This is a genomic window from Pseudomonas syringae KCTC 12500 (assembly GCF_000507185.2).
Classification (GTDB): Bacteria; Pseudomonadota; Gammaproteobacteria; order Pseudomonadales; family Pseudomonadaceae; genus Aquipseudomonas; species Aquipseudomonas syringae.
The window spans coordinates 1,160,225-1,186,322 of sequence record NZ_AYTM02000002.1; the positions used below are offsets into that span (position 1 = coordinate 1,160,225).

Sequence of the window (26,098 nt, forward strand, 5' to 3'; positions counted from 1 at the left end):
GTGACTGATCGTGTGAAGCAGCCTGCGCAGCATAGGCAAAAACATCAGGACCCGACCAGCCTCGAAGATTCGTAACATCACATTGCATGAGACGTCGCAAACGATAATCCCTCTTATTCAAACCGCACCAGGCTGATAAGCTTGCACGCCCCGATTTTTCGCCCCGTTGCAGGATGTCTATGAGTACGCGGCTCCGTCTATCATTTGCCTTGTTCACGACCCTGGTCCTGAGCGCGTGCGATGACGCCCCGCGCTTCACGCATGCCGAGCCGGGAGAAGCCTTGTCGGGTGGCAGCGCCACCGTCAGCAAGAGCGACCAGAACGCCTTCTCGATGCCCTCGGCCAACCTGGCACCCGTACGGCGGCTGGATTTCAGCGTCGGCAACAGCTTTTTCCGCAGCCCGTGGGTGATTGCGCCGTCGACTACCACGGCTCGCGATGGGCTGGGGCCGTTGTTCAACACCAATGCCTGCCAGAACTGCCACATCAAGGACGGTCGCGGTCACCCGCCGGAGGCTGGCGACAGCAATGCCGTATCCATGCTGGTCAGGCTGTCGATTCCCGATGACCCGGCCTATGCCGACCTCATAAAGCGCAACGGCGTGCTGCCCGAACCGGTCTACGGCGGGCAATTGCAGGACATGTCGAACCCCGGCGTTGCGCCCGAGGGCAAGGTGCGGGTCGAGTACGATGCGCTGACGGTCGAGTTTCGCGATGGCACGTCAGTCGAGCTGCGCCAGCCGACCCTCAGGATCACCCAGTTGGGCTATGGCCCCATGCACCCCGATACTCACATCTCGGCTCGCGTGGCACTGCCGATGATCGGCCTGGGCTTGCTCGAGGCGATTGCCGATGATGCCATCCTTGCCAATGCCGACCCCGACGACAAGAACGCCGATGGCATCTCGGGACGTCCCAACTGGGTGTGGGACGACGCTCGGCAAAAAGTGGTGATGGGCAGGTTTGGCTGGAAAGCCGGACAGCCAAACCTCAACCAGCAGAACGTGCATGCCTTTTCCGGTGATATGGGGCTGACCACCAGCCTGCGCCCTTTCGATGACTGCACGCCGGCCCAGACCGATTGCCTGGCTGCGCCCAATGGCAATGGCCCGGATGGCGAACCGGAAGTCAGCGACAACATCCTGCGCCTGGTGGAGTTCTACACCCGCAACCTGGGTGTTCCGGCGCGTCGCAAGGTCGACGACCCTCAAGTGCTGGCAGGCAAGAACCTGTTTTTTCAGGCTGGCTGCCAGCAATGCCACACACCCGCTTTCAAAACCCGTAGCGACGCCGCCGAACCCGAGCTGGCCAATCAGGAGATTCGCCCGTACAGCGACTTGCTGCTGCACGACATGGGCGAAGGGCTGGCCGATAACCGTACCGAGTTCCAGGCCACCGGTAGTGAGTGGCGCACCCCACCCTTGTGGGGGCTTGGCCTGACCGGCACGGTAAGCGGACACACCCAACTGTTGCACGACGGTCGCGCGCGTAATGCGCTTGAGGCGATACTGTGGCACGGCGGCGAAGCCCAGGCGGCACAGCGCCAGGTTCTGGCTTTTGACGCACAGCAACGTGAAGCGCTGCTGGCCTTCCTGAATTCGTTATGATTGCGCCCTTTGCAGAATCTTCCTGTTCACACATCTTCCTTTCAGAAATAAGGAGCCGGACATGTTCCGACCCAAGTTGTTGCTGACCAGCCTTGCGGCACTTGCCTTGGGTGCCTGCTCGCCATCCGACCCTCAGGCGGTAACGTCCGCAGCGATTGCCAAACAGGTCATCCTGCCGACCTACAGCCGTTGGGTGGAGGCTGATCGTCAGTTGGCAGCCAGCGCATTGGCGTTCTGCCAGGGCAAGACTGATCTGGCCAGCGCCCGCGCCGACTTTCTGAAAGCACAGAAGACCTGGGCCGAGTTGCAACCGCTGTTGATCGGCCCTCTGGCCGAAGGCAATCGCGCCTGGCAAATACAGTTCTGGCCCGACAAGAAGAATCTGGTGGGCCGTCAGGTCGAGCAACTGGTGACTGCACAGCCACAGATCACCGCTCAGGAACTGTCCAAGGCCAGTGTCGTGGTGCAGGGTTTGTCCGCCTACGAATACATCCTCTTCGACGCTGACATCGACATGGCCAATGCCGAGCAAAAAGCACGCTATTGCCCGCTACTGATGGCCATCGGTGAACGCCAGAAGCTGCTTGCCGAAGAAATCCTCAACAGCTGGAACAGCACCGACGGCATGCTCGCGCAACTGAGCAAGTTCCCCAATCAGCGCTACGCCGATTCTCATGAAGCGATTGCCGAATTGCTGCGGGTTCAGGTCACCGCCCTCGACAGTCTGAAGAAAAAGCTCGGCACGCCATTGGGTCGCCAGAGCAAGGGGCAGCCACAGCCGTTCCAGGCAGATGCCTGGCGCAGCAAGTCGTCGCTCAGCAGCCTGGAAGCCAGCCTGATCAGCGCCGAGACGGTGTGGACCGGTGTCGACAACAAGGGCTTGCGCAGCCTGCTGCCCGCCGAGCAGAAACCGCTGGCCGACAAAATCGATGCCGCCTACGCTAACAGCCGCAAATTGCTGTCGGAACTCAAGCCGCCGCTGGCCGACCTGCTGGCCACGGATGCAGGACGCCAGCAACTCAATGCGTTTTACGACAGCCTGAATGCCGTACACCGCCTGCACGAAGGCGAGCTGGCCAAGGCCCTCGGCATTCAATTGGGTTTCAACGCCAACGACGGCGATTGATCAAGAGGTAGAGGTGATGTTGCGACGTCAGGCCATGGCGCTCGGCAGTCTTCTGCGCAGCGCCTGCACGCTGGGTGGTTGGACCCTGTTCAAGCAAAAGAACACACGCCCCTTGTTGCTTTCCGCTCGCGACGATGGCGACGGCAAGCACTATGCAGTGGGTTTCAAGCTCGACGGAACGCAGGTATTCGCGACCCGGGTGGGCCAGCGCTGCCACGACATCATCAATCATCCTGAGCTGCCACTCGCGGTGTTCATCGCCCGTCGTCCTGGCACGGAAAGCTACCTGATCGACCTGCGCGATGGCCGTTTGCTGCAAACCATCGTTTCGCAGCCCGACCGCCACTTCTACGGCCATGCCGTGATTCATCGCGACGGCGAATGGTTGTATGCGACGGAAAACGATACCCGCGATCCAGGCCGCGGTTTATTGGGCGTCTACCGCTTCGTCGACGAGCGACTGGTGCACTCGGCCGAGATCCCCACGCATGGCATCGGCCCGCATCAGGTCTCCTGGATGCCGGACGGTGAAACGCTGGTGGTCGCCAATGGTGGCATTCGCACCGAATCGGAAAGCCGGGTAGAGATGAACCTCGATGCCATGCAACCCAGCCTGGTCATCATGCAGCGTGACGGTACCTTGCTCAGCAAGGAAGCGCTTTCCCAGCAGATGAACAGCGTGCGCCATATGGGCATTGCCAGCGATGGCACCATCGTCGCGGGTCAACAGTTCATGGGCGACAGCCACGAGTTGGCCGAACTGTTGGCAATCAAGCGTCCAGGCCAGCCATTCCAAGCGTTTCCGGTGGCAGAGGAGCAATTGCGCGCGATGGCCCACTACACCGCCAGCGTCGCGGTACACAGTGACCTTCGACTGGTAGCCCTGACGGCACCCCGCGGCAACCGCTTCTTTATCTGGGATCTGGACAGTGGCGCATTGAAACTGGATGCGCCGTTGCCGGACTGTGCGGGAGTGGGGGCTGTAGCCGACGGCTTTGTCGTGACCTCAGGCCAGGGACGCTGCCGCTTCTATGACTGTCGCAAAGCGCAACTGCTGGCCCAGCCATTGGACCTGCCAGCCGGGTTGTGGGACAACCATCTTCATCTGGCTCAGGTGGGTTAGGTAAGAGAGCCCAGGGCTTCAGTTTTTGATCCCGGTACCCTGCGCCAGGCTGTACATGAACAGCAACAGGTCGTGGTCCGGCTGCACGTTCACAAGATTCTTCGCCACACGTGGCAATGGGCAGTGGCCCTCGCCGTGCTGCGTGGTGAGGATGCGGGTAGACGGTTGTTCAAGCGCCGCCACGGCGACCGTGGCAACTGCCAGTGCACCGAAGATAAACAGACCTCTTGCCATTTCTAGCTTCATGACTCTAAACCTTTGATAGAGCTGCCAAACGCTGCCTGGTAAAAGTAGATCAACTTCTGCCAGTCTGCAGCGCTGAATGACGAATGGCGTCGTAGCTGCTTCATATCGTGCTGGGCTGCGCCTTGAGCGGTAAGGCGGCGACGGCCCTTCTCGAGATCGAGCAAGGCGACCTCGACGTTGGCGTCCGCCCCTTCTCCTGTCACGCGCACGAAAATGTGCTTGATGTACAGACAGCTGTGCTGCCAGCGGCCCAGGTGCATGCGGGCCAGAGTGGCTGCCACTTCCTTGAGCACACGCTCATAGAACAGCTCGCCATGGCGCTCGCGCCCTCCGGCAGCCTGCCACTTTTCAATTTCCTCGAAGCCTTCCAGCGCTACGGTGACCAACAATGCCCGCCAGGCGTTGTCCTCACCCCGCTCGGCACCACAAAACACCACTTCGGGGACGACGACGCCAAGCTTGCGTAGACCTTCAAGCGCCTCGCGCTCGCGCAGTACGGTGGGTCGGCCCAGCGGGTGCAGCAGGCTGCGGTAGATGTGACCTGTCTGGCGTTTGGCATAAAGGGTCTGCCCATCGTCCATGATCAACCGCTGCACACCACTCTCTCCGCCGCGACGCACATTGGGTTCTTCAACCCATTCGCCACGCTGGCTCCAGAACTGATCGAACTCGTTCTGGATCGGGTTCACAACTGGTTCTTTCACGGACTGCAAACCCATCTTTTTACCTTTTACGTAGGACATAGACTCGCCACATGGCGTACATGGGCAGGAAATCCATTCGGTTCTGAATGCGAAATCCTGCCTGCTCAAATTCGGTTTCTGCGGTAACAACAGGTAACACAAAACGATTCTGGTAACTTTCCCGCCCGTTTTTTTGCTGGCGCTTGTTCTCGAGGCGCGCACGCTTCCATGCCTTGAAATTGCCATCCACCCAGAGGGAGACGATCACGCTGTCACGGGTTACGCGTTGAAACTCGCGCAATAGAGCCATCCGGTCGCTGGACTGACCGACGTGGTGCAACAAGCGCATGCAGAAGATGCTGTCTACTGCGTTATCAGGCAGGTCGATGGCAAAGGCAGATGTCTGCAAAGGTTGTACCCTTTTTACAACGTCTGCCGGCTGCGAGGCACAGGCGGTACTGAGCATGTCTGCAGAGTTATCGGCACCGATGATCGAGCGGTTCGGCTTCTCGGCCAATAGCGGCCAGAAGCGTCCAGCACCACAAGGCAGGTCCAGCACCAGGCCTGGGTCCCCGGCCATGTGCAGCGCCTTTCTCGCCAGCTGTTCATCGCGGTGATGCGACAGCTTGCGCCAGATACCGTCCTGATGCTTTTCGAGGTACTGGCGGGCGTGTGTCTTGTCGTACTTTCGGGAAAACTCGAGTTCGATGCGATCGCTCATGAGAGCAGCTCCTGATGTTGATGGGCGCCAAATTAAAGGCACGGCCGTCACCGTCAGGTCATCTGAATGTGAAAAAAATGTTACCTTTTAACGTCAGGTGTTTCGAGATTTTACAGAGAGTTAGAGGCCGTGTGTGGCCAATCGACGAAGTGCAGTCGATTGGCCGCTACCCAATAAGGCCGGTCTACTCGAGAGAAAGGTCAGGGTTTGATCACGTTGAGCGTCACCTTGAACCGGCAACCATGGGGTTCCATTGGGGTGAGATCCACGCTCCATCCCTGATTGGTACAAATGCGCTGCACCAGTGACAGCCCGAGGCCCAGCCCCTCTCCGCGCTGCTCGTTGCCGCGTACGAAAGGCTCGAACATTGCCTCGCGCTTCTCCTCGGGAATGCCCACACCACTGTCTTCCACGGTGAAGCTTTCGGCGTGCAGGGTCAGCGCGATGAATCCGTGATCGGTGTAATGCAGCGCGTTGCGCAGCAAGTTGCCCATCACGGCATGCAGGAAGGTCGCGTTGTAACGAATATCGGACAGCTGGTCATCGGCAGGTGGCGTATAGGTCAACTGCAGCCCCTTGCTCTCTATCGGGTCACGCCACTGGGAGATCAATTGCTCGGCCACCCCGACCAGCGTGGCCTTGGGCGTCATGGCCGGGTCTTCGCGCTGGGTGCGAGCGAGCATCAGGAAGGTTTGCACCAGATCGCGCATTTCTTCGCAGGCACGGCCGATACGCTCGACCTGACGGCGGCCGCGCAAATCGAGCGCAGGGTTTTCCAGCAGTAGCTCACAAGAGCTGGCCAGCACCATCAATGGCGTACGCAGTTCATGGCTCACGTCGCTGGTGAACATGCGCTCACGAATCAGCGCCTGCCGCAAGCGACCCAATGTTGCATCGAAGGCCACCGCCAACTCGCCGACTTCGTCAGCGGCATAGTCGGGCGCCAATGGCGGAGCCAGTCCAAGCAGCTGGTCACGGTGGCGAACCTGCCGGGCCAGACGCACTACAGGCGCCATGACCCGGCGCGCCAGCACCCAGCCCAGAAACACCGCCAGTGCCAAGGCCAGAACGAAACCGACCAGCACGACGGCGAACAGCACCCGCTCACGCTCTTCAAAATCGCTCTGATCCTGCAACAGGGCGTAATGCCGGCCATCCACCACCTCGATCATGGCGTGGTAGGACAACGGCCCACGGAACACCTCATGGAAACCTGGCTCAAGGTGACGAATATCCTTGGGCAGGTCGAAGTCGCCCGGACCATTGGTGAAATAGAACAACTGGTCGGGCTTGGGCCGGTGGCTCCAGTCGCTGACACTGTCCATCAGCATCAGACGGTTGAGGTCACCACCGAGGCCGGCGGAAATCAGCTTTTCTTCGACCAGGTGGACGGTGGAGATGATTCCGATGGCGAACGACCCGGCGACCAGTGCACTCATCAATGCAAAAGCAATGATGATCCGTTGCGCAAGACTCTGTTTAAACTCCATCCCGGCCCTCGGCCAAGCGATAGCCCACGCCATGCACGGTCTGCAACAGCGGTTTGCCAAACGGTTTGTCGATCACCTGACGCAACTGGTGCACATGGCTGCGCAGACTGTCGCTGTCCGGGCAGTCATCGCCCCACAGCGCTTCTTCGAGAATCTCGCGACGCAGCACGTGCGGGCTTTTCTGCATCAGTACGGCGAGCAGCTTGAGGCCGACCGGGTTGAGCTTGAGCATGCGCCCCTCACGCGTGACCTCGAGGGTGTCGAGGTCATAGACCAGATCAGCCACCTGCAAGGTACGCCGCCCGCCGCCTTGGGCACGACGCAATACCGCTTCGATCCGCGCGGCCAGCTCAGACAGGGCAAACGGCTTGAGCAGGTAGTCGTCAGCACCGGAGCGGAAGCCCTGCAGTCGGTCGTCCAGTTGATCGCGGGCGGTGAGCATGATGACCGGCGTGTCCCGCCGGGCATCTTCGCGCAGGCGCTTGCACAAGGTGTAGCCGTCAATACCGGGCAGCATGATGTCGAGAACGATCAGGTCGTAGTGCTCGGTGGCTGCCAGATGCAGTCCTGAGAGGCCATCCTGGGCGCAATCGACGGTATAGCCTTTCATGCCCAGGTAATCGGCCATGTTCGCCAGGATGTCGCGGTTGTCTTCAACCAGAAGAATTCGCATAAAACACTCTCGTATGCAGTTTGGGCTGGCGCAGCTTAAGACGAAGTGGGCGTGAGGGCCAGCGCCGAAATGGCATGACGTTTTTTTCACCTATGATTCATAAGGCTCATGACACACTTTGAGACGAACCGTCGCACACAATAATCGCGGCATGCCCTTCAAAGATCTGGATTCGATATGTCGAAAACCGTCGCCCCACCCTACTCCCGTTCGATCAACCCGTGGATTTACCTGGGTATCCCTGTCGCCGTAGCGCTGATCCTCATGCTGCTTGAACTGACGTCACTGGACATGGACATCGCCAAGCTGGCCTTCGATCCGGTCAGCGGACAGTTCATCGGCAGGCACAGTTATTTTCTCGAAGACGTTCTCCACGACCGCGCCAAACAGCTGGTCATGGTGTTCGGCGCGGTGGCGATGATCGGCTTTGCGGCTTCCTTCAAAGTACAGCGCCTGATCCCGTGGCGCAGGGAGTTGGGTTGCCTGGTGCTGTCCATGGCGCTTTCAACCGCCTTCGTTACCCCGGTGAAAGTGGTGACGTCAGTGCAGTGCCCCTGGAGCCTGAAAGAATTCGGTGGTCAGGAAACCTACAGCGAACTGTTGAGCCCACGCCCTGCGACCGATAAACCGGGACGCTGCTGGCCGGGCGGTCATGCGGCGACCGGCTTTACCCTGTTCTCGCTGTTCTTCGCTTTTCGCGACCGTCGTCCACGGATGGCAAAAATGGGCCTGGCTCTGGCGTTCGGCCTTGGAACGGTGTTCTCTGTCGGGCGGATGCTGCAAGGTGCGCACTTCTTTTCCCATAACATCTGGACCGCAGTGTTCTGCTGGCTGATCTGTCTGGGGGTTTATTACTTCGTGCTTTACCGCCCCGAACCCAAGGGTCTCGATAACAGCAAAGTACAACCGACGCATTGATTGATCGGACACAAAGACCATAAAAAAACCCCGCACAAGGCGGGGTTTTTTATGGGTGTAACGCTGGGGGTAAAGCTGGCTTACATCATGCCGCCCATACCACCCATGCCGCCCATGTCCGGCATGCCGCCGCCTGCTGGCTTGTCGTCAGGCACGTCAGCGATCATCGCTTCGGTGGTGATCATCAAGCTGGCGATGGAGGACGCCGCCTGCAGAGCAGAGCGAGTCACTTTGGCCGGGTCAAGGATACCCATTTCGATCATGTCGCCGTATTCGCCGGAAGCAGCGTTGTAACCGTAGTTACCCGAACCCTGCTTGACCTTGTCGACAACAACGCTTGGCTCGTCACCGGAGTTGGCAACGATCTGGCGCAGCGGCGCTTCGACTGCACGACGCAGCAGAGCGATACCGACGTCCTGATCAGCGTTGTCGCCTTTCAGACCTTCGATAGCCTGCAGGGAGCGAACCAGTGCCACGCCACCGCCAGGTACCACGCCTTCTTCAACGGCTGCGCGGGTTGCGTGCAGGGCGTCTTCAACGCGGGCTTTCTTCTCTTTCATCTCGACTTCGGAACCGGCACCGACCTTGATCACTGCAACGCCGCCAGACAGCTTGGCCAGACGCTCTTGCAGTTTTTCTTTGTCGTAGTCCGAGCTGGTGTCGCCGATTTGCTGACGGATCTGGGAGATACGTGAGTCGATATCGGTTTTCACGCCAGCACCATCGATGATGGTAGTGTTTTCTTTGTTCAGGATGACGCGCTTGGCATTACCCAGGTGTTCCAGGGTAGTGGTTTCCAGGCTCAGGCCGATCTCTTCGGAGATAACGGTACCGCCAGTCAGAACAGCGATGTCCTGCAGCATGGCCTTGCGACGATCGCCGAAACCTGGAGCCTTGACGGCTGCAACTTTCACGATACCGCGCATGTTGTTGACCACCAGAGTCGCCAGCGCTTCGCCTTCAACGTCTTCGGCAACGATCAGCAGAGGACGGCCAGCCTTGGCGACTGCTTCCAGAACCGGCAGCATTTCGCGAATGTTGGAGATCTTCTTGTCGACCAGCAACAGCAGCGGGCTGTCCAGCTCGGCAACCATGGTGTCCGGCTTGTTGATGAAGTACGGGGACAGGTAACCACGGTCAAACTGCATGCCTTCTACAACAGACAGCTCGTTTTCCAGGCCAGAACCTTCTTCAACGGTGATAACGCCGTCTTTGGTCACTTTTTCCATGGCTTCGGCAATGATGTCGCCGATGGAGTGATCAGAGTTGGCCGAGATGGTGCCGACCTGGGCGATTGCCTTGGTGTCGGTGCATGGCTTGGACAGCTTCTTCAGCTCGGCAACAATGGCGATGGTCGCCTTGTCGATGCCGCGCTTGAGGTCCATCGGGTTCATGCCGGCAGCGACAGCCTTCAGGCCTTCGTTGACGATGGCCTGAGCCAGAACGGTAGCGGTAGTGGTACCGTCGCCTGCATCATCGTTAGCACGGGAAGCAACGTCTTTGACCAGCTGCGCGCCCATGTTTTCGAAACGGTCTTTAAGCTCGATTTCCTTGGCAACCGAAACACCGTCTTTGGTGATCAGCGGAGCGCCAAAGCTTTTCTCGATGATAACGTTGCGGCCTTTAGGGCCCAGGGTCGCTTTAACTGCGTCAGCCAGGACGTTTACACCGGCGAGCATTTTTTTGCGGCCAGAATCGCCGAATTTAACTTCTTTAGCAGCCATGATCATTATTCCTTGAATACTTAGTAGTAACGGAAGTCAGCGGGAGCACTCAGCCTTCGACGACAGCAAGAATCTCGTTCTCGCTCATCACCAGCAGGTCTTCGCCGTCTACTTTCACTGTGTTGCTGCCGGAATAAGGGCCGAACACAACCTTGTCACCCACTTTCACAGCCAGCGCACGTACTTCGCCGTTGTCCAGCACGCGGCCGGTACCCACAGCAACGATCTCGCCGCGGTTAGGCTTTTCAGCAGCCGAACCTGGCAGAACGATACCGCCGGCAGTTTTCGTTTCTTCTTCACTGCGACGGATGACGACGCGGTCATGCAGAGGACGAAGCTTCATTGTCGATCTCCTGATTATGTTTGTTTGATCGTCCGGTGAGTGCACCGGCCGGTTTAAATCCGGACTTGCCGGTTACGGTTCGACGCGCGAACCGCAGAATACGGTCTGGCCTTCAGGCCAGAAACCTTGCGGTGACCCATACATAAGGGCGAGCAAAGTGATTACAAGTCTTGGGTAGAAATTTTTTACACCCGAACCGGCTGGTCAAAACGAACGCGGCACCCTGAGGTGCCGCGCTGCCGGGGGGTGTGGAAGATTACTTGTCGCGATGCTCGAACTCGCCTTCGATGACGTCGGGCTCGCGGGTAGGCTGGTGAATCGCCGTCGGGCGATGACTCGACGCGCCCTGATTGGCAGGTGTCTGCAAATCATCGGCGAAGGCCCGCTGACGCATGGCCTGATCCTGGGCGCGCTGGCGGACCTTGTTGATCAGCAGACGACGGGTGATCGGCAACAGGCAGATCACACCCAGAATGTCGCTGATGAAACCGGGCAACAGCAGCAGACCGCCGCCCACGGCAACCATCAGGCCTTCGAGCATTTCCTGGGCAGGCAACTCGCCACGCGCCAGGCTTTCGCGTGCACGCAGCGCCGTCGCGAAACCGGCCACGCGCATCACGAACAAGCCGAGCATCGACGTCGCGACGACCAGCAGAAAGGTCCAGAGAAAGCCGATGGACATCCCGACACGAACCAGCAGAAACAGCTCAAGTACCGGGAATAATAGAAACAGCAGCAAAAAAACACGCATCAAATGAGTTCCTCAAGGGAAGAATGCCTTCCGAGTAGACCGTATGTGATGTCAGAAGGTCGTTAATTCAAGCTCCCTGCATCTGGCTTACCGCTAAATTATGCGCACAAGTGAGCTGAACCAGGCCTTCACAAACGTGTGTCGGTGTATTTCAGGGCCAGGCGGCCCGCCCGAGACGAACGGGTAAAAACAGCCTATAACGTGCTCTGGCTATGGCATAAGCACTCGCAACCCGCCAGTGATGCCATGGAAACGATCAACTGTGATTGGGCACGCATATGGAATTGAAAGACAAGCTGATAATCATCACCGGCGGCTGCCAGGGGCTGGGCAGAGCCATGGCCGAATACCTGGCCGGCAAAGGCGCCAACCTGGCGCTGCTGGACCTCAATCAGGAGAAACTCGATCAGGCTGTCGCCGCCTGTGAAGCACTCGGGGTCAAGGCTCGCGCCTATCTGTGCAATGTTGCCAATGAAGAACAGGTCGTCGATACGGTCAGCAAGGTCGCCGAGGATTTCGGCACCATTCATGGCCTGGTCAACAACGCTGGCATTCTGCGTGACGGCCTGCTGGTCAAGGTCAAGGATGGCGAGATGACCAAACTGAGCCTTGCGCAATGGCAGGCAGTGATCGACGTCAACCTGACCGGCGTATTCCTTTGCACCCGCGAAGTGGCGGCGAAAATGATCGAGCAGAAGAGCCAGGGCGCGATCATCAATATCTCGTCGATTTCACGTGCGGGGAATATCGGACAGACCAACTACTCGGCAGCCAAGGCCGGTGTGGCGGCTGCGACGGTTACCTGGGCAAGGGAACTGGCGCGCTACGGCATTCGAGTGGCAGGCGTGGCGCCGGGGTTCATTGAAACCGAAATGACCGGCAGCATGCGCCCCGAAGCACTGGAGAAGATGACCTCGGCGATCCCGCTCAAGCGCATGGGCAGACCGGACGAGATTGCACACTCGGTGGCTTATATTCTGGAAAACGATTATTACAGCGGACGCATCCTTGAGCTGGATGGCGCAATGCGAATCTAGTCAGCCCGTAAAAGCAGCAGGCGACGCACAGGGTGTGCGTCGCCTGCCCTTCGCTTACCAGCTTACGCCGAAGCCAGCGGTGTAGCGTGTCTTGTCGACATCGCCATTGCTCGAACCACTGATGACGTTCTTCTCGGCTTTCAGGTTAAGCGACGCCCAGTCGGTCACCTTGTAACGCAGCCCCGCTTCGACATCCAGCGAGTAGTCGGCGACGGCACTCAGCGGTTTGCCCAGCTCGCCGTTGGTGAAGAACTCGACCTTCTTGCCGATCAGGTAGCGGTTGTAATCCCAGGTGCCGGCAACGGAATAGAAGTTTTCCTTCTCGTCGTTGGAGAACTCGAAATCGGTACGGTTGAGCAGCGCACCGACCTTGAATGCACCCAGTTCGTCATCCCACAGCTGGTAACCTGGACCGGTACCGACTACGCGCTGACGAGACAGATCCTCGACCTTGTCGCGTTTGTAGCTGACGCGACCGTCCCAGAAGAATTTCTCGGTCAGGAAGCGGTCCAGCGAGTACTCGGCGCTCCAGTTGTCAGTGCCGACTACGTCGTCGGTGGTCTCGCGGTTGTAATCGCCCTTGGCGTTGTGACGCCAGTCGCCATGGCGAGCCGAGGTCTTGAAGGCGACGTTGTAATCATTGGTATCGTTTTCGGCCTGCTGGAAATCCAGCGCCGCATCGATGTTGCCTTTCCAGACAAGATCCGTGATAACCGGCTTGGGCTTGATGATCTGATGGATACTTGCCAGCTCGACAGTCTTGGGTGCATCGCCATTGGCCAGCACGACCTTGCCATCATCCGCTGCCTGCAGCGAATTGGAGACTTCGCCGCCATGCTCATCTTGCTTGACCAACAACGGCTGATCGCTTTTCAGGGTCTTGACCTGCTTCCAGTCCAGTGCGATAGCGCCACCGTATTCGGTCTGCAGCAATAATTTGCCGCCGTCGAACACCTTGATTGTGCCGGTCAGACGGTCGCCATTCTTCAACCAGACGGTATCGGCAAGCAATGGAGTGGAAACAGCGGTGATTGCAAGGCACAACAGGGTTCTGGACAACATAAGCGATAACTAGGCTCTGTAAGGCGGGAATCAGGCATTTTCCTGCGGGGAGGTGTCGGTGCGATCCATGTACCATCAAGCACGGTGGTAACTGACAGCCCGGAGAAGCAAAAGTTCAGCGAACAGCAATCAATAGCGTTTTATACAGGATTATCGCGTGGCAGACTCGGACTTGACATTACTTTACCCGGCAGGACAATCGCCGAACGAGGCGCGACGCACCGCCCTATACCTGACGATGGCGCAGATACCGGAAGGCAAAGTGGTCGCCTACGGGCAACTCGCCGAACTGGCCGGCCTGGGCCGAGCTGCACGCTGGGTGGGTCGTACGTTGAGCCAGTTGCCGGGCGGTTCTTCGCTGCCCTGGCATAGGGTTTTGGGCGCCGGAGGTCGGCTCAGTCTGCCGCCTGGCAGCGTTTCCGGTGACGAACAACGGGCACGTTTACGCGCCGAGGGCGTCACCATTGTGAATAATCGGGTTGATATGCAGCGCCATGGCTGGCGTCCCCTATAGCACAGCGGTTAGAGTGCGCCCTTTGTTTTCGTAACCTGAGGCAGATTCCAGCCCATGCCCCGTAAAACCTGGCGCGCCGCGCTCGCCGCATATGCCAGCCCGTCGACATTAGTGTTACTGCTGCTCGGATTCGCTGCGGGCATGCCTTATATGCTGGTCTTTTCGACATTGTCCGTGTGGTTGCGCGAAGCCGGTGTCGCGCGCGAGACCATCGGCTATGCGAGCCTGATCGGCCTTGCCTACGCCTTTAAATGGGTCTGGTCGCCATTGCTCGACCAATGGCGCCTGCCCCTGCTTGGCAAACTGGGACGTCGTCGGTCCTGGCTGGTGCTGTCCCAGAGCCTGGTGATTCTGGGCCTGATCGGCATGGGCTTCTGCGACCCGCAAAAGCATCTCTCGTGGCTGATCGCGATTGCCGTGGTGGTCGCCTTCTCGTCAGCCACGCAAGACATCGCCATTGACGCCTATCGCCTGGAAATTGCCCAGGACACCCAACAGGCTGCCCTGGCCGCCAGCTACATGTCCGGCTACCGGGTCGCTGCACTGCTGGCGACAGCGGGTGCACTGTATTTCGCCGAGGGCTTCGGCTCTACAGGCTTTGCCTACAAGCATTCAGCGTGGACCGGCACTTATGTGCTGTTCGGGCTGCTGATGCTGCCCGCCCTGGTCACCACACTGATCATGCGCGAGCCGCCGGTGCCGCTGCGCACCCAACTGTCGGCAGCGCGCTATGGCTTTACGCACCAGTTGGCCTCGGTGTTCGTGCTGATTGTGTTGCTGGTCTCAGTACCGGCGATGTTTACCCAGCTTTACAATACCGACTTCGCCAGTGTGCTGTTCAACGGCACCAGCTGGATGGACCTGTTGCTGGAAGACCGGGCGTTTTTACGCGCGATTCTCTACACGCTCCTGACCATCGCCTGCCTGTCCTCGATGGGTCGTCGCGGACTGGCACCGGTTCTCACCCCGATCAACGACTTCATCATGCGCTACCGCTGGCAGGCGCTGCTGTTGCTGGGCCTGATCGCGACCTACCGGATGTCGGACACGGTGATGGGGGTCATGGCCAACGTGTTCTACATCGACCAGGGCTTTACCAAGGACCAGATCGCCAGCGTCAGCAAAATCTTCGGCCTGATCATGACCCTGCTGGGCGCCGGTATCGGCGGGCTGCTGATCGTGCGCTTCGGCATCATGCCTATCCTGTTCATCGGCGGACTGGCCTCGGCTTCGACCAATATCCTGTTCCTGTTGCTGGCGGACATGGGCCCGAACGTGAAGATGCTGATCGTCACCATCTCGCTGGACAACCTCAGCTCGGGGCTGGCGACATCGGCGTTCGTCGCCTACCTGTCGAGCCTCACCAACCTGAAATTCTCTGCCACGCAATATGCCTTGCTCAGCTCCATCATGCTGCTGCTACCGCGCCTGCTGGGCGGCTATTCCGGTGTGGTGGTGGAAAAGTACGGCTACCACAACTTCTTCCTGATCACCGCGCTGCTGGGCATTCCGACGCTGGTGATGATCATCCTGCAATGGAACCGAGAGATACGCACGGCGAAGACCGAGCCGCCTCAAGAGGCTTCCGTTATCGACAAGCCCTGATCTCTGGCTACCTCATCAAGGAACAACATTGGACACCGAAAACAAAGCACGCGCTTTCAACCCCGTTCCCCTGATCCTTATCAGCCTGGGGATCTGGCTGCCGATCATCGGCACCCTGCTGAGCTCCTACCTGTCACAGGATCCCGCGACCCCTTCCGGGCCAATGGCCTTCGGTGGCGCGGTGGTTCTGCTCGCGCAGGTGGAGATCTTCGCCATCATCTTTCTGCTGGTTTATGCGTTCGCCGTAAAACCGTGGAGACTCTCCACAACCCTACGCACGGTGTTCTCGATCAATGCAGTCGCCGCCGTCGTCGCGGCAATCGGCATTATCGTTACGCTGGCCAATATAAGCCTGCAGTAATCGCCGACTAAAAAAGCCCTGACGCTCACGCGCCAGGGCTTTTTTCATATAGCGCGCGCCCTCCCCTTACAGTCTTTCCTCCTGGCGTCTCTCATTACGCCGTAAGAAACGCACTACAGCTTCTTATGAATTGGCCGACGACACTGCTAGCCATTCTTCACTACCTCACTGCAGCATCAAGAGTAATGTCGCTCAGTAATGGCCCTTTGCAATTTAACTGTGTGCCCCCGGAAACAAGTCTATAGACTCACCCACCTCTCTATATCAACACTCTCGCCCGGAACGAGCGGCTGGTTTTATATAACGGAGCAACAATGTTAAAGGATCTAACGGCGCTGTTTGCGCCACAAAACCGTCGCCTGATCAAGCTGACGACCGTTGCCCGTGACGAACAGGAACTCCTGCTGGAACGTTTTTCCGGTACTGAAAGCCTGTCCGAGCTGTTCAGCTTCGAGTTGTCGATGATCAGCCGCGATGCCGGTCTGGAGCTCAAATCGCAGATCGGCCAGCCTGCACAACTGGCAATAGAACTGGCCACCGGCGAGTCGCGCTTCATCAATGGCTATATCAGTGCCTTCAGCCTGGAAGGCAGCGACGGCGGTCTGGCACGTTACAGCGCCACACTGAGCCCCTGGCTGTGGATGCTCTCGCGGCGCGTCGACTCGCGGATATTTCAGGAACAGACCATCGAAGCCGTTATCCGAACGGTATTTGCGGCCTATGGTGCGTTGCCCGATTTCGAGTTTCAACTCAGCCAGCCACTCAAGACGCACAGTTACATCACCCAGTACCGTGAAAGCGATCTGACCTTTGTATTGCGCTTGCTGGAACACGAAGGGCTGTTCTTCTATTTCGATCACAATCAGGAAAAGCACACGCTGATCATTCTTGATCACTCGCGCGACCTCTCGCCCCTGCCGCAACAGCCCACCATTCGTTATCACAGTGCATCCGTTACCGAGACAGCGGATTCGATTACCGAATGGCGCAGCCATCGACGCCTGCAGTCGGGGCGCATGTCCATTCAGACTTTCGATTACAAGCAGCCGCGCAATTCGCTGCCGGTTGGCATGCCGAGCCTCAATGAGCAGGGCAACGTCGATTCGTATGAAGTGTATGACGTGCTCGATCACTACAGCCACGGCACCTTCAATGACGGAGAACGCCTGGTACGTCAGCGTCTGGAGGCCATTGAAGTTCAGGGCAAGACATTCACCGGCAACAGTAACTGCCGCGCCATGTACCCCGGCCACACCTTTGAGCTGACCCAGCATTTTGATCATGACCGCGGCTCTGCTGAAGATCGCAGTTTTCTACTGATAACGGTCAAGCATGAGGGCAGCAACAATTACCTGTCGGACGAAGGCGCGGGCTACACGAACGAGTTCGTGTGCATTCGCCACAAGATTCCCTACCGTCATCCGATCACCGTCCCGCGCCCAAGCATTAACGGCCCGCTGAGCGCCATCGTGGTCGGGCCGGAAGGTGAGGAAGTGTTCACGGATGAGCTGGCGCGGATACAGGTCAGGTTCCACTGGCAGCGCGGCGACAGCCTGCCGCAGGGCACCACCTGGTTAAGGGTGGCGATGCCCAGTGCCGGCAGCGGCTTCGGGCATCAGTTCATGCCACGCATCGGCCAGGAAGTGTTGGTGACGTTTCTGGCAGGCGATATCGACCGGCCTCTGGTGACGTCGGTGCTCTACAACAACATTAATCTGCCGCCACGCTTCAGCAAGGCCTCGGGGCTGCCCGGTAACCGCACACTGTCGGGGATCCGCACCCAGGAACACAAAGGCAGCGGCTTCAACGAACTGCTGTTCGATGACACGCCAGGCTCACTGCGCGCACGCATGGGCACGACCCATCAGGCCACCGCCCTCAACCTGGGCAAACTGACCGACCCGCGCACTGACGGCACCGCCCAGCCACGCGGCAACGGCGCAGAACTGCGCACCGATGCCGCCATCGCCCTGCGTGCCGCGCAAGGCATGTTGCTGACCACCTACGCGCGTACCGACGCAAAAGGCTCACAGCTGGATCGCGAAGAGCTGCTCAAACTGCTGGCCGAGTGCGGCGAGCTGTTCAAATCCCTCGGCGAAACCGCAGCCGCACGTGGCGGACAGGCGGTGGATGTCAAAGGCATAGAAGCCTTGCGCCAGTCGCTCGACCAATGGCCCGCGCCGAATAATAACGGCCTGGGCGACCCGGTACTGGCCATGACCGCAGCAGCAGGCATCGCCAGCGCCACACCACGCTCGCAGGCTCACTATGCCGGTGAAAATCACGACACCACCGCGCAGGACAACCTGCAATTGACCAGCGGCGCGGCCATGCACCTGCAAGCGGGCAAAGGGCTGTCAGCTTTCGCCCAGGACGCAGGCATCAGCGCTATCGCCAACCGCGGCAAAGTGCTGGTGCAAGCGCAGGAAGACGACATCGCCCTCAATGCCCAGAAAAACCTGCACGTCTCCGCAGTAGAAGGCGAAGTGGTCATCACCGCGCCGACCATCCGCCTGGTCGCCGATGACGGCAGTTACATCAAGATTGGCGGCGGCGTCGAGATCGGCTCACAGGGCAAAGTCACTGTGCACGCCAGCGAACACGACTGGATCAGCCCCAAGACCGACAGCGCTGCGATCCCCTCTTTCGGCCGCGACCCCGCCGCCCAGCAGGTCATCTTTCACTACCCCGGGCACAGCGAACAAAGCCCGCGGGCAGCAGCGGATCACTCGTATGAAATCAAACTGGAAGATGGCAGCCTGGTGAAAGGAATGACGAACGCAGACGGACTGACCGAGCGCGTGGAACGCGAAATGATGCATCAGGCACAGGTATCGGCATTACGCAGCGGCACACCGAAAGGAGGTGCGCAATGAACGGCGCCGATGAATACGCCGTTGCCCAAGGCAACACACGGCTGATCCCCAACCTCAACACCACCTGCAAAATGGAAGTGCCCGGCGATTTGCCAGGCGTAGTGATCTTTCTGCACGGTGTGAATGACCCGGGGGCTTCTTATGAGTCGGTGGAGACGGGGTTGTGTCAGGGGGTTAATGAGCGGCTGGATCGGCCGGATCTGGTGGCTGGAAGGTATGGGTATGAGTACGGAAAGTTAAGAAAGCTACCATCTAAAGATGTGCAGGACGATCAGAAGGGCATCCTGGACGATCCCGACACCTATCTTTATCAACGCGACACCAAGGATCCGAAAACCCGTAGCCTGCTCATTCCCTTTTATTGGGGATATAGGGCTGACCCCAGCGAAATCAGTCGAGACAAGAACAACAACCCCACCAAACTGCGCGACCAGTATCAGGACATACAGGGCAATCGCCTGGATCGGCATTTTGGCAAGGCCGGTGGTTATTTTGTCAATGCCACCAATAACCTGCTGGAAATGTATGACAAGGGCCTGCCACTCACCATGCGCCTTAAGATTGCCCGAAAGATGCTCCCCAACACCCATTTTCTGGGGGATAACCCACATCGACGTTATTACGTGCTGGCTGCTCACCGGCTCGCGATGATGGTCAAGGAGATACGCAGGGTGTCTCCCGACGAAACCATCACGATCATGGCGCATAGCCAAGGCACGTTGATTACCCTGCTGGCGCAAGCACTGTTGGTGGACGGTGGACATCGTTGCGCGGACACGATAATCATGGTGGACACGCCCTACTGCCTGTTCCCGGAAGTCACCCCCAAAGATCAAGACACGCTATCCACACTGACCCGCATCGTGGCGCAAGTGACTCAGGCACCCCACACCCAACCGCCGCTGTCGGACTTGCGCAACCCTGCAACCTACTGCGGACGCAGCGGCCCGCAGTGGTCACCTACACAAGGTTCGCGCAAGGACAGTGTCGGTAACATGACGGTATTTCCCGAGCGTGATAACCGCGGCAAGGTGTACCTGTATTTCTGCCCGGACGACACCACAGTCGCACTGGATGACGTGAGAGGCATCGGCACTTACGGGGTGTGGGAAACCCATGGCAAAGACAGTACTCGCAACCCTATGGCTGAATTGAAGGCCGTACGCTTTTTTCAGCGCATGTGGACCAAACGCTACCGTGACGGATCACCGGTCATGGTCGGAAAGCCTCCAGGTTATGAGCTGTTACGCGCCAAAAACGAATCTCGTTATCCAGGTGGCGGTTTTTTCACAGGGCTCATTTCGAAAGGCCCTATAGAAGAAGGGCATAAGATCCTGATCAACGCTGAACAACTGTACCCGCCCCACGCCCCCGCTATGTTTGGCGGAGAGGAGGAGAACTTCAGGGGCGATGAGACCAAATCGGGTCTCGACAGACCGGACGATGCCAACAAAGCCTCTGCCGTGGGCAATCCAAGAGCCAAGTTCAACTGGCGTTACGTTCGCAGCCACACGGGATCGATAGATCTGGAGCGTGAGTTAGCCCAATGGAATCTGGGCAAAGCACCAAGTGAACAAACCCGCATCATGCGTAAACAACGAGTGACAGGCGACGGCGCGCCCAAACCCACGGATCGTTACGACATACTACGAGAAGAAACACCGGACGAAATACGTGAATTCATGGATAAAAGCACAGACGTGCTGGCCGAAAATAGCTATCACTCGGGCCTGTTGCGCAGTCCGGAAAACCAACGCTGGGTCACGGCGATGGATATTGCGATTGGTCAGGCAAAATGTCTGGACGATCCGGTAATGCGTGATGTGCTGGTGGCGATTGCAGATTGGAAGATGGATAAAAAGCAGTTTGCTAAAACGACTGAGTTACCTGGCTGGGAAAGGATTAGCGAGGAATCGCAGGAATTGGTTAGCGCAAGCCATCTTTATTACGAAGAAGGAGAGTTTCCTTCCGACGATCTAGTCACGCTGACACCGCCGCCTTTGCTTCAAGGCACCCAGCAACCGAGGGGTGTCAAGTGAGTGACCCTTTAAAGAAAAAATCACTTCGTCCGAAGCTAAAAGCTTACCTATGGATCATAGGGATTTTGCTTGTTCTGTGGCTCGGATTTGTCTTTCTTGTATACCTAAAAGCACAGGAAACCAACATGGAACTACGTGACATAAACTCCGTAACGCGCTGGGGTATTGCAGGAATTTTAGGTGCCGTCTTACTAGCATACAGCGGGCATTGGTGGGGAAACGCTGTTGCTCATGAAAAAACTGAGCTGGCGGCTTATAAATCCAATGTGGCAGCACAAGTCTCAGAGCAGCAGGCAACACAAAAACGAACATCTGCGTTGGAAATTCGAGGGGTGGGAATCGCTGTAGGTGGATGGCACCAATCATCCATATGGCGAAAAGTTCAAGAAAAGAGAAATAACTTTATTTCAATATACTCCCAGAACCCTGAGGACTATACCGACTCTTTGCTCTCCCGAGAGAATACCCAAAAAATTAATACCCGTGCAGCATTCAAACACTCTGCTGGAGAGTCTGTCTCTTATTGGCCAATACCCACTTTTGCGCTGGGGCCTCCCAATCCTTACGAGAAGCCCTACCGTGCCGCAGATCTGATCAACTTTGGCCGGAATCAAGCAACACTAGGCGTCACCCAGCTTCTCTGGCAAAACGATGAAAACACTAGCCAAGCACAAAGCATGATAGAACGGCTGTTTCAGTTTTTTGAAGACAATCAGAAAGTTCCGCAAGCACTGATTGCAAGCGAGGACGGGGACGTTACGCGAGATATTTATCGTAAACGCGGCACGCCCGGCCTCCAAAATGCGCAAGTCGTACCGACTATTTTCGAAAGCATGACAGGCCTGCTGATTACTCGCTCGGACCGGGTGGATCGCTACGTTCGTCCTTATGCGACTAACGACGCAGAAGACAACCAGAACAAAGATACCGATCTGGGCAAGCTTTGGGCTTTCTACTGGGAGCAGCCGCGTAAATTCAGAAAAGTCTATGAGGATGCGCAGAAGACCAAAGGAATTAAAGATCCATTAGGCCCAGGCACCATATCCACTACCTACTGGCAATCCCAACTCCCCACCCTTTGGAAAACCATCAGCAACCGTGGTCCCGGCAACTTCGAGCCTTCCCCTTGGCTGCCGATCCGCTGGGGGCAGCATCAGGTCAAGGAGTTCGACGCCGCTCCAGTGCTCGGCTATCTGCATCGCCCGATCAAGGCGCCCATGCAGGATGAAAACGGCAAGCGCCTGAAACCGGCCTTGCAAGCCAAAGCGCTGCAAGCCGCTTGGGTGCAGGCGCTGGACACACTGCCCGAAGATCAGAAGCCTGTGCGGGTGTTCTACGACAGCACCAACAACCCGGAAGCCGAAATTGCCCTGAACAACGCCCTGCACGACCTGAACAAGGACGGCCACGGTCTTGAACTCGGCAATGTCGAAGAGGGCTACGACATCGGTCGTCGTCTGGGCAATACCGGGGTCAGTGGTGCGCTGGTCGAGATCAATCTGGCGACCATCGCCAGTTACAAGGATGGCGGCGTCAGCGCCGTGGTCTACGCCGGCACCGATGGCAGCCTGACCGTACAAATGGTCCGTCCGCCCGATGAAGCCCGTAAAGCGAAGAACAGCCAGAACCGCGGCGCAGATCCGTTCACCTTCGGCTCGCCAACCGGCGGGGCACCTGCAGAGTGAGTTATCCGGTCTGCCTGGGCGACGCCACCAGCAGTGGTGGCCGAGTGGTGTCCTGCCAACTGGCAGGCACCCACACCCTCAACCGCAAGCCTCCGGCCGTGCTGGGCGACAAAGCCACCTGCCCGCTTCACTCTGGTGAATTCGCTTTTATTGAAGGCCACCCCACCCGGAAGCTGAACGGTATCCCGGTGGTCCTGCACGGCCATCGACTCGCGTGCGGCTGCCAGGGCGTGGCCAGCCATGCCATGCATGTGCGAGTGGTTTAGGGGTTTTATTTGTGATCAGGCTATGCAATGGAAGCACAGGAAAACCATATGGAATTGCGTAACATACATTCGGTGACCCGCTGGGGCATTGCAGGGATTTTAAGTGCGGTTCTGCTTAGCTACAGCGGTCATTGGTGGGGCAAGGCTGTTGCCAATGAAAAGCACGAACTGGCGGCTTATAGATCCGAGATTATTGCTAAAAATGCAGAACAACAGGCTGCGGAAGCACGAAAATACTCGCTAGAAATACGAGGCGTAGGCCTTGCAGTCAATGACTGGCATCAATCTTCTGTCTGGCGAGAAATTGCTAAAAAAAGCAACAATTCCTCATCGATATTTCCGTCGGACTCTAAAGCCTATAACCCATCCTTGAGCTCGCGAGAAACTACAGCGGATATTAATACTCGGGTGGCTTTTCAGCATTCCGCAGGAGAGTCAGTAGCCTATTGGCCAATTCCAGCCTTTGCTTTAGGCCCTCCGAACCCTTATGAAAAGCCCTACCGTGCAGCGAATCTGATCAACTCCGGCCGGAATGCAGCGACCTTAGGTGTCACCCAGCTTCTCTGGCAAAACGATGAGAGCACCAACTACGCACAAAGCATGATCGAGCGGCTGTTTCAGTTTTTTGAGGCTAATCCTAAAGTTCCGCAAGCACTGATCGCAAGCGAGGACGGGGACGTCACGCGAAACATATATCGCAAACGTGGCACTCCTGGCCTGCAGAAAAATACTCAAGTAGTACCAACGGTATTTGAAAGCATGACAGGCCTGCTGGTCACCCGTTCTGACAGGGTAGATCGCTATATTCGTCCCTATGCGACAAACGAGCCAGAGGACAACCAGAGCAAAGATACCGATCTAGGCAAGCTTTGGGCTTTCTACTGGGATCGGGACAAAGCATTTATGGACTGGTACGAAGCTGCCGAGAAAGCCAAGGGCGTTGAAACACCCTACGCCCCGGGCACCATGTCCACCGCCTACTGGCAAGCCCAACTCCCCACCCTCTGGAAAACCATCAGCAACCGTGGCCCTGGCAACTTCGAGCCCTCCCCTTGGCTGCCGATCCGTTGGGGTCAGCATCAGGTCAAGGAGTTCGACGCTGCGCCGGTGCTTGGCTACCTGCATCGCCCGATCAAGGCGCCCATGCAGGATGAAAACGGCAAGCGCCTGAAACCGGCCTTGCAAGCAAAAGCGCTGCAAGCCGCATGGGTGCAGGCGCTGGACACGCTTCCCAACGGTCAGAAACCTGTGCGAGTGTTCTACGACAGCACCAACAACCCGGAAGCGGAAATCGCCCTGAACAACGCCCTGCACGACCTGAACAAGGACGGCCACGGTCTTGAGCTGGGCAATGTCGAAGAGGGCTACGACATCGGTCGTCGTCTGGGCAATACCGGGGTCAGCGGTGCGCTGGTCGAGATCAATCTTGCGACCATCGCCAGTTACAAGGATGGCGGCGTCAGTGCCGTGGTCTACGCCGGCACCGATGGCAGCCTGACCGTACAAATGGTCCGCCCGCCCGATGAAGCCCGTAAAGCGAAGAACAGTCAGAACCGTGGCGCAGATCCGTTTATCTTTGGTTCGCCTTAGCGGTCACTAAACACTCTCAACCGTAAACAAGGAAGAAAATATGTATACGCATTTTTGTAGGTCCTTTGTAGGGATAAATTTAGTCGCGGCATTGATTTTAATGGGAGGCTGCACGCAGGACTCCGTATCCCCGTGTGACGAACTGATTGGCGACTACGCCGCGAAGCCTAAAAATAAACCGTAGTTTCGTATCGAGAAGAACGGCGAGAACTTCACGCTCACGCAAAGTGACGCAGGCACCCAAGTCAGTGAGCCGCTCACCCCCTTACCCAACGCCGAAATAGTGGAAATGTTTGAAGGCAAAATAGTACCGCCTCGCTGCATTCTCACCGCCGATGGTATGAAGATAATGAAGCTCCCCGCTGGCAGCGGCGTTAATCCCACAGAGGATCCCGATCGGAAACTTTCGCATTATCCCGAGCCCACCCCATTCCTCATGGGCATATCTGCGGGAGTAGCGGCTGTACTGGGTCTTTACCCCGTACCTCACCAAGAAAAACTCAAAGATATCGACGAGGAAGATGAAGAGGACGAAGGTTACATTTACAGTAAATAACCTACAGTTCGTGCCGGGGAGCCGGAAGGCATGTTCATCGTCGACGGATAAGGGACACCAGAGCATCACTGCTGGAAAACAATCATCAACCATGGAAATAGCCTTTTCCTGAGCTTGCAAATAAAGAAAAGCCCCGACTCTCACGAGCCAGGGCTTTGTCATACCGCACAAACCACTATTCCTGAACCACCCGCACAATCCGTTGCGGCAGTGGGATCTCGATGCCTGCGTCCTTCAGGCGGTCGCGCGCTTCGATGTTGAACATCGACGTCACGTCGCCCATATCGCCACTGCTGGTCCAGACGCGCAAGGACAAGGTAATTGCGTTCTCCCCCAGCGCTGCCACCACAGCCTGGGGGGCCGGGTCCTTGAGTACGCGCGGGTCGTCGGCCATGTCCAGCAGGACCTGCAAGGCCTTCTTGAGATCGGCGTCATGGCTGACGCCGATGTCGAAGGTGATCTTGCGGGTCGGCTGACGGTTGGTGTTGGTGATGATGCCGTTGGACAGGTTGCCGTTGGGAATGATCACGGTACGGTTGTCGCCGGTGCGCAGCACGGTGTGGAAGATCTGGATGTTGTCGACGGTTCCCGACACACCCTGGGCTTCGATCCAGTCACCGATACGGAACGGGCGGAACAACAGAATCAGTACGCCACCGGCGAAGTTCGCCAGGCTGCCTTGCAGGGCCAGACCGATCGCCAGACCGGCCGCACCGATTGCCGCCACGAACGAGGTGGTTTCCACGCCGATCATCGACGCGACGCTGACCACCAGCAGGATTTTCAGAATGACGTTGGCCAGGTTGCTGACGAAGCCCTGCAAGGCCAGATCGGCGTGTCGCAAGGCCAGCAAGGCGCCCAGTTTGCCGGTCAACCGGTTGATCAGCCACCAGCCTACGCACAGTGTGACGACTGCCAGCAGCAAGCGGCTGCCGTACTCCATGATCATCGGAATCCAGGCCTGCGACGCTTGCCACAGATGACCGACTTCTGCGTTTAAATCCATCGTTATCTCCTTACTCGTCACGAACTGCGATCAAAACCACGGCGGTCTGCCGTCATTTCAATGCTCAGGGCGATTCGGACTGGCCGGGGAACGCAG

The 26,098-nt window shown here is 57.8% G+C and carries 23 protein-coding genes and 1 pseudogene; 14 read left to right on the forward strand and 10 right to left on the reverse strand.

The window, feature by feature from the left end; all coding sequences use genetic code 11:
* The first annotated feature begins 179 nt into the window (after positions 1 to 179).
* From V476_RS05545 to V476_RS05555, 3 genes are all read left to right on the forward strand, one after another.
* Positions 180 to 1,607 carry a di-heme oxidoreductase family protein gene (locus tag V476_RS05545; RefSeq protein WP_024959706.1) on the forward strand — a complete coding sequence of 476 codons (1,428 nt, stop codon included), beginning with the start codon at positions 180 to 182 and terminating at the stop codon, positions 1,605 to 1,607.
* Positions 1,608 to 1,668: 61 nt separating this feature from the next.
* A complete protein-coding gene (locus tag V476_RS05550) occupies positions 1,669 to 2,733 on the forward strand; it encodes an imelysin family protein (RefSeq protein WP_024665055.1) in 1,065 nt (354 codons plus the stop codon).
* 16 nt (positions 2,734 to 2,749) lie between these two features.
* Positions 2,750 to 3,856 (forward strand): DUF1513 domain-containing protein, encoded by a 1,107-nt coding sequence (locus V476_RS05555; protein ID WP_024959705.1) that lies wholly within the window; start codon positions 2,750 to 2,752, stop codon positions 3,854 to 3,856.
* A gap of 18 nt (positions 3,857 to 3,874) precedes the next feature.
* Here V476_RS05555 and V476_RS05560 read toward each other — a convergent pair whose 3' ends face one another.
* The 5 genes from V476_RS05560 to colR all read right to left on the reverse strand — a co-directional run bounded on the left by V476_RS05560 (position 3,875) and on the right by colR (position 7,669).
* Entirely contained in the window at positions 3,875 to 4,102 is a 228-nt protein-coding gene (locus V476_RS05560) for a hypothetical protein (protein ID WP_024683819.1), read from the reverse strand.
* Positions 4,099 to 4,821 (reverse strand): lipopolysaccharide kinase InaA family protein, encoded by a 723-nt coding sequence (locus V476_RS05565; RefSeq protein ID WP_004416236.1) that lies wholly within the window; start codon positions 4,819 to 4,821, stop codon positions 4,099 to 4,101. The genes V476_RS05560 and V476_RS05565 overlap by 4 nt, the downstream gene beginning before the upstream one ends.
* Before the next feature lie 4 nt (positions 4,822 to 4,825).
* Complete coding sequence (locus tag V476_RS05570) at positions 4,826 to 5,506, reverse strand: class I SAM-dependent methyltransferase (RefSeq protein ID WP_003313508.1); 681 nt, start codon at positions 5,504 to 5,506, stop codon at positions 4,826 to 4,828.
* A gap of 200 nt (positions 5,507 to 5,706) precedes the next feature.
* Positions 5,707 to 6,996 (reverse strand): sensor histidine kinase, encoded by a 1,290-nt coding sequence (locus V476_RS05575; protein WP_003413322.1) that lies wholly within the window; start codon positions 6,994 to 6,996, stop codon positions 5,707 to 5,709.
* On the reverse strand, positions 6,986 to 7,669 hold the full coding sequence (colR, locus tag V476_RS05580) for a two-component system response regulator ColR (RefSeq protein ID WP_002555020.1): 684 nt from the start codon (positions 7,667 to 7,669) through the stop codon (positions 6,986 to 6,988). Before colR ends, V476_RS05575 begins: the two co-directional genes overlap by 11 nt.
* A gap of 177 nt (positions 7,670 to 7,846) precedes the next feature.
* On the opposite strand from colR, the gene V476_RS05585 reads away from it, so the two are divergent.
* Positions 7,847 to 8,587 (forward strand): phosphatase PAP2 family protein, encoded by a 741-nt coding sequence (locus V476_RS05585; protein ID WP_024959704.1) that lies wholly within the window; start codon positions 7,847 to 7,849, stop codon positions 8,585 to 8,587.
* Positions 8,588 to 8,667: 80 nt separating this feature from the next.
* Here V476_RS05585 and groL read toward each other — a convergent pair whose 3' ends face one another.
* From groL to V476_RS05600, 3 genes are all read right to left on the reverse strand, one after another.
* Positions 8,668 to 10,311 carry a chaperonin GroEL gene (gene groL, locus V476_RS05590; protein ID WP_003413326.1) on the reverse strand — a complete coding sequence of 548 codons (1,644 nt, stop codon included), beginning with the start codon at positions 10,309 to 10,311 and terminating at the stop codon, positions 8,668 to 8,670.
* Positions 10,312 to 10,360: 49 nt separating this feature from the next.
* A complete protein-coding gene (locus tag V476_RS05595) occupies positions 10,361 to 10,654 on the reverse strand; it encodes a co-chaperone GroES (RefSeq protein WP_003304675.1) in 294 nt (97 codons plus the stop codon).
* A 256-nt stretch (positions 10,655 to 10,910) separates the two neighbouring features.
* Positions 10,911 to 11,405, reverse strand: coding sequence for an FxsA family protein (locus V476_RS05600; protein WP_003363969.1), 495 nt, complete (start codon positions 11,403 to 11,405; stop codon positions 10,911 to 10,913).
* A 278-nt stretch (positions 11,406 to 11,683) separates the two neighbouring features.
* On the opposite strand from V476_RS05600, the gene V476_RS05605 reads away from it, so the two are divergent.
* Positions 11,684 to 12,442, forward strand: a complete 759-nt coding sequence (locus tag V476_RS05605) for an SDR family oxidoreductase (protein WP_024959703.1) — start codon at positions 11,684 to 11,686, stop codon at positions 12,440 to 12,442.
* A 54-nt stretch (positions 12,443 to 12,496) separates the two neighbouring features.
* Here the strand turns inward: V476_RS05605 and V476_RS05610 are convergent, their stop codons facing one another.
* Complete coding sequence (locus V476_RS05610) at positions 12,497 to 13,504, reverse strand: DUF481 domain-containing protein (protein ID WP_003395309.1); 1,008 nt, start codon at positions 13,502 to 13,504, stop codon at positions 12,497 to 12,499.
* A 157-nt stretch (positions 13,505 to 13,661) separates the two neighbouring features.
* Here V476_RS05610 and V476_RS05615 point away from each other — a divergent pair, with 157 nt between their 5' ends.
* From V476_RS05615 to V476_RS28810, 9 genes and pseudogenes are all read left to right on the forward strand, one after another.
* On the forward strand, positions 13,662 to 14,018 hold the full coding sequence (locus V476_RS05615) for an MGMT family protein (RefSeq protein WP_024959702.1): 357 nt from the start codon (positions 13,662 to 13,664) through the stop codon (positions 14,016 to 14,018).
* 54 nt (positions 14,019 to 14,072) lie between these two features.
* A complete protein-coding gene (locus V476_RS05620; RefSeq protein ID WP_004416219.1) occupies positions 14,073 to 15,623 on the forward strand; it encodes an AmpG family muropeptide MFS transporter in 1,551 nt (516 codons plus the stop codon).
* Positions 15,624 to 15,651: 28 nt separating this feature from the next.
* Positions 15,652 to 15,984 (forward strand): hypothetical protein, encoded by a 333-nt coding sequence (locus V476_RS05625; protein WP_004416217.1) that lies wholly within the window; start codon positions 15,652 to 15,654, stop codon positions 15,982 to 15,984.
* Positions 15,985 to 16,298: 314 nt separating this feature from the next.
* A complete protein-coding gene (locus tag V476_RS05630) occupies positions 16,299 to 18,860 on the forward strand; it encodes a type VI secretion system Vgr family protein (RefSeq protein WP_024959701.1) in 2,562 nt (853 codons plus the stop codon).
* Complete coding sequence (locus V476_RS05635; protein ID WP_024959700.1) at positions 18,857 to 20,899, forward strand: T6SS effector phospholipase Tle3 domain-containing protein; 2,043 nt, start codon at positions 18,857 to 18,859, stop codon at positions 20,897 to 20,899. Before V476_RS05630 ends, V476_RS05635 begins: the two co-directional genes overlap by 4 nt.
* Entirely contained in the window at positions 20,896 to 22,584 is a 1,689-nt protein-coding gene (locus V476_RS26720; protein WP_161780150.1) for a type VI lipase adapter Tla3 domain-containing protein, read from the forward strand. Before V476_RS05635 ends, V476_RS26720 begins: the two co-directional genes overlap by 4 nt.
* A complete protein-coding gene (locus V476_RS05645; protein ID WP_024959698.1) occupies positions 22,581 to 22,850 on the forward strand; it encodes a PAAR domain-containing protein in 270 nt (89 codons plus the stop codon). Before V476_RS26720 ends, V476_RS05645 begins: the two co-directional genes overlap by 4 nt.
* A gap of 27 nt (positions 22,851 to 22,877) precedes the next feature.
* Complete coding sequence (locus V476_RS26725) at positions 22,878 to 24,440, forward strand: type VI lipase adapter Tla3 domain-containing protein (protein WP_032628976.1); 1,563 nt, start codon at positions 22,878 to 22,880, stop codon at positions 24,438 to 24,440.
* Positions 24,441 to 24,480: 40 nt separating this feature from the next.
* Positions 24,481 to 24,996: pseudogene (locus tag V476_RS28810) on the forward strand (hypothetical protein).
* A gap of 175 nt (positions 24,997 to 25,171) precedes the next feature.
* Here V476_RS28810 and V476_RS05660 read toward each other — a convergent pair.
* Positions 25,172 to 26,002 carry a mechanosensitive ion channel family protein gene (locus V476_RS05660; RefSeq protein ID WP_003395337.1) on the reverse strand — a complete coding sequence of 277 codons (831 nt, stop codon included), beginning with the start codon at positions 26,000 to 26,002 and terminating at the stop codon, positions 25,172 to 25,174.
* Between the last annotated feature and the right edge of the window lie 96 nt (positions 26,003 to 26,098).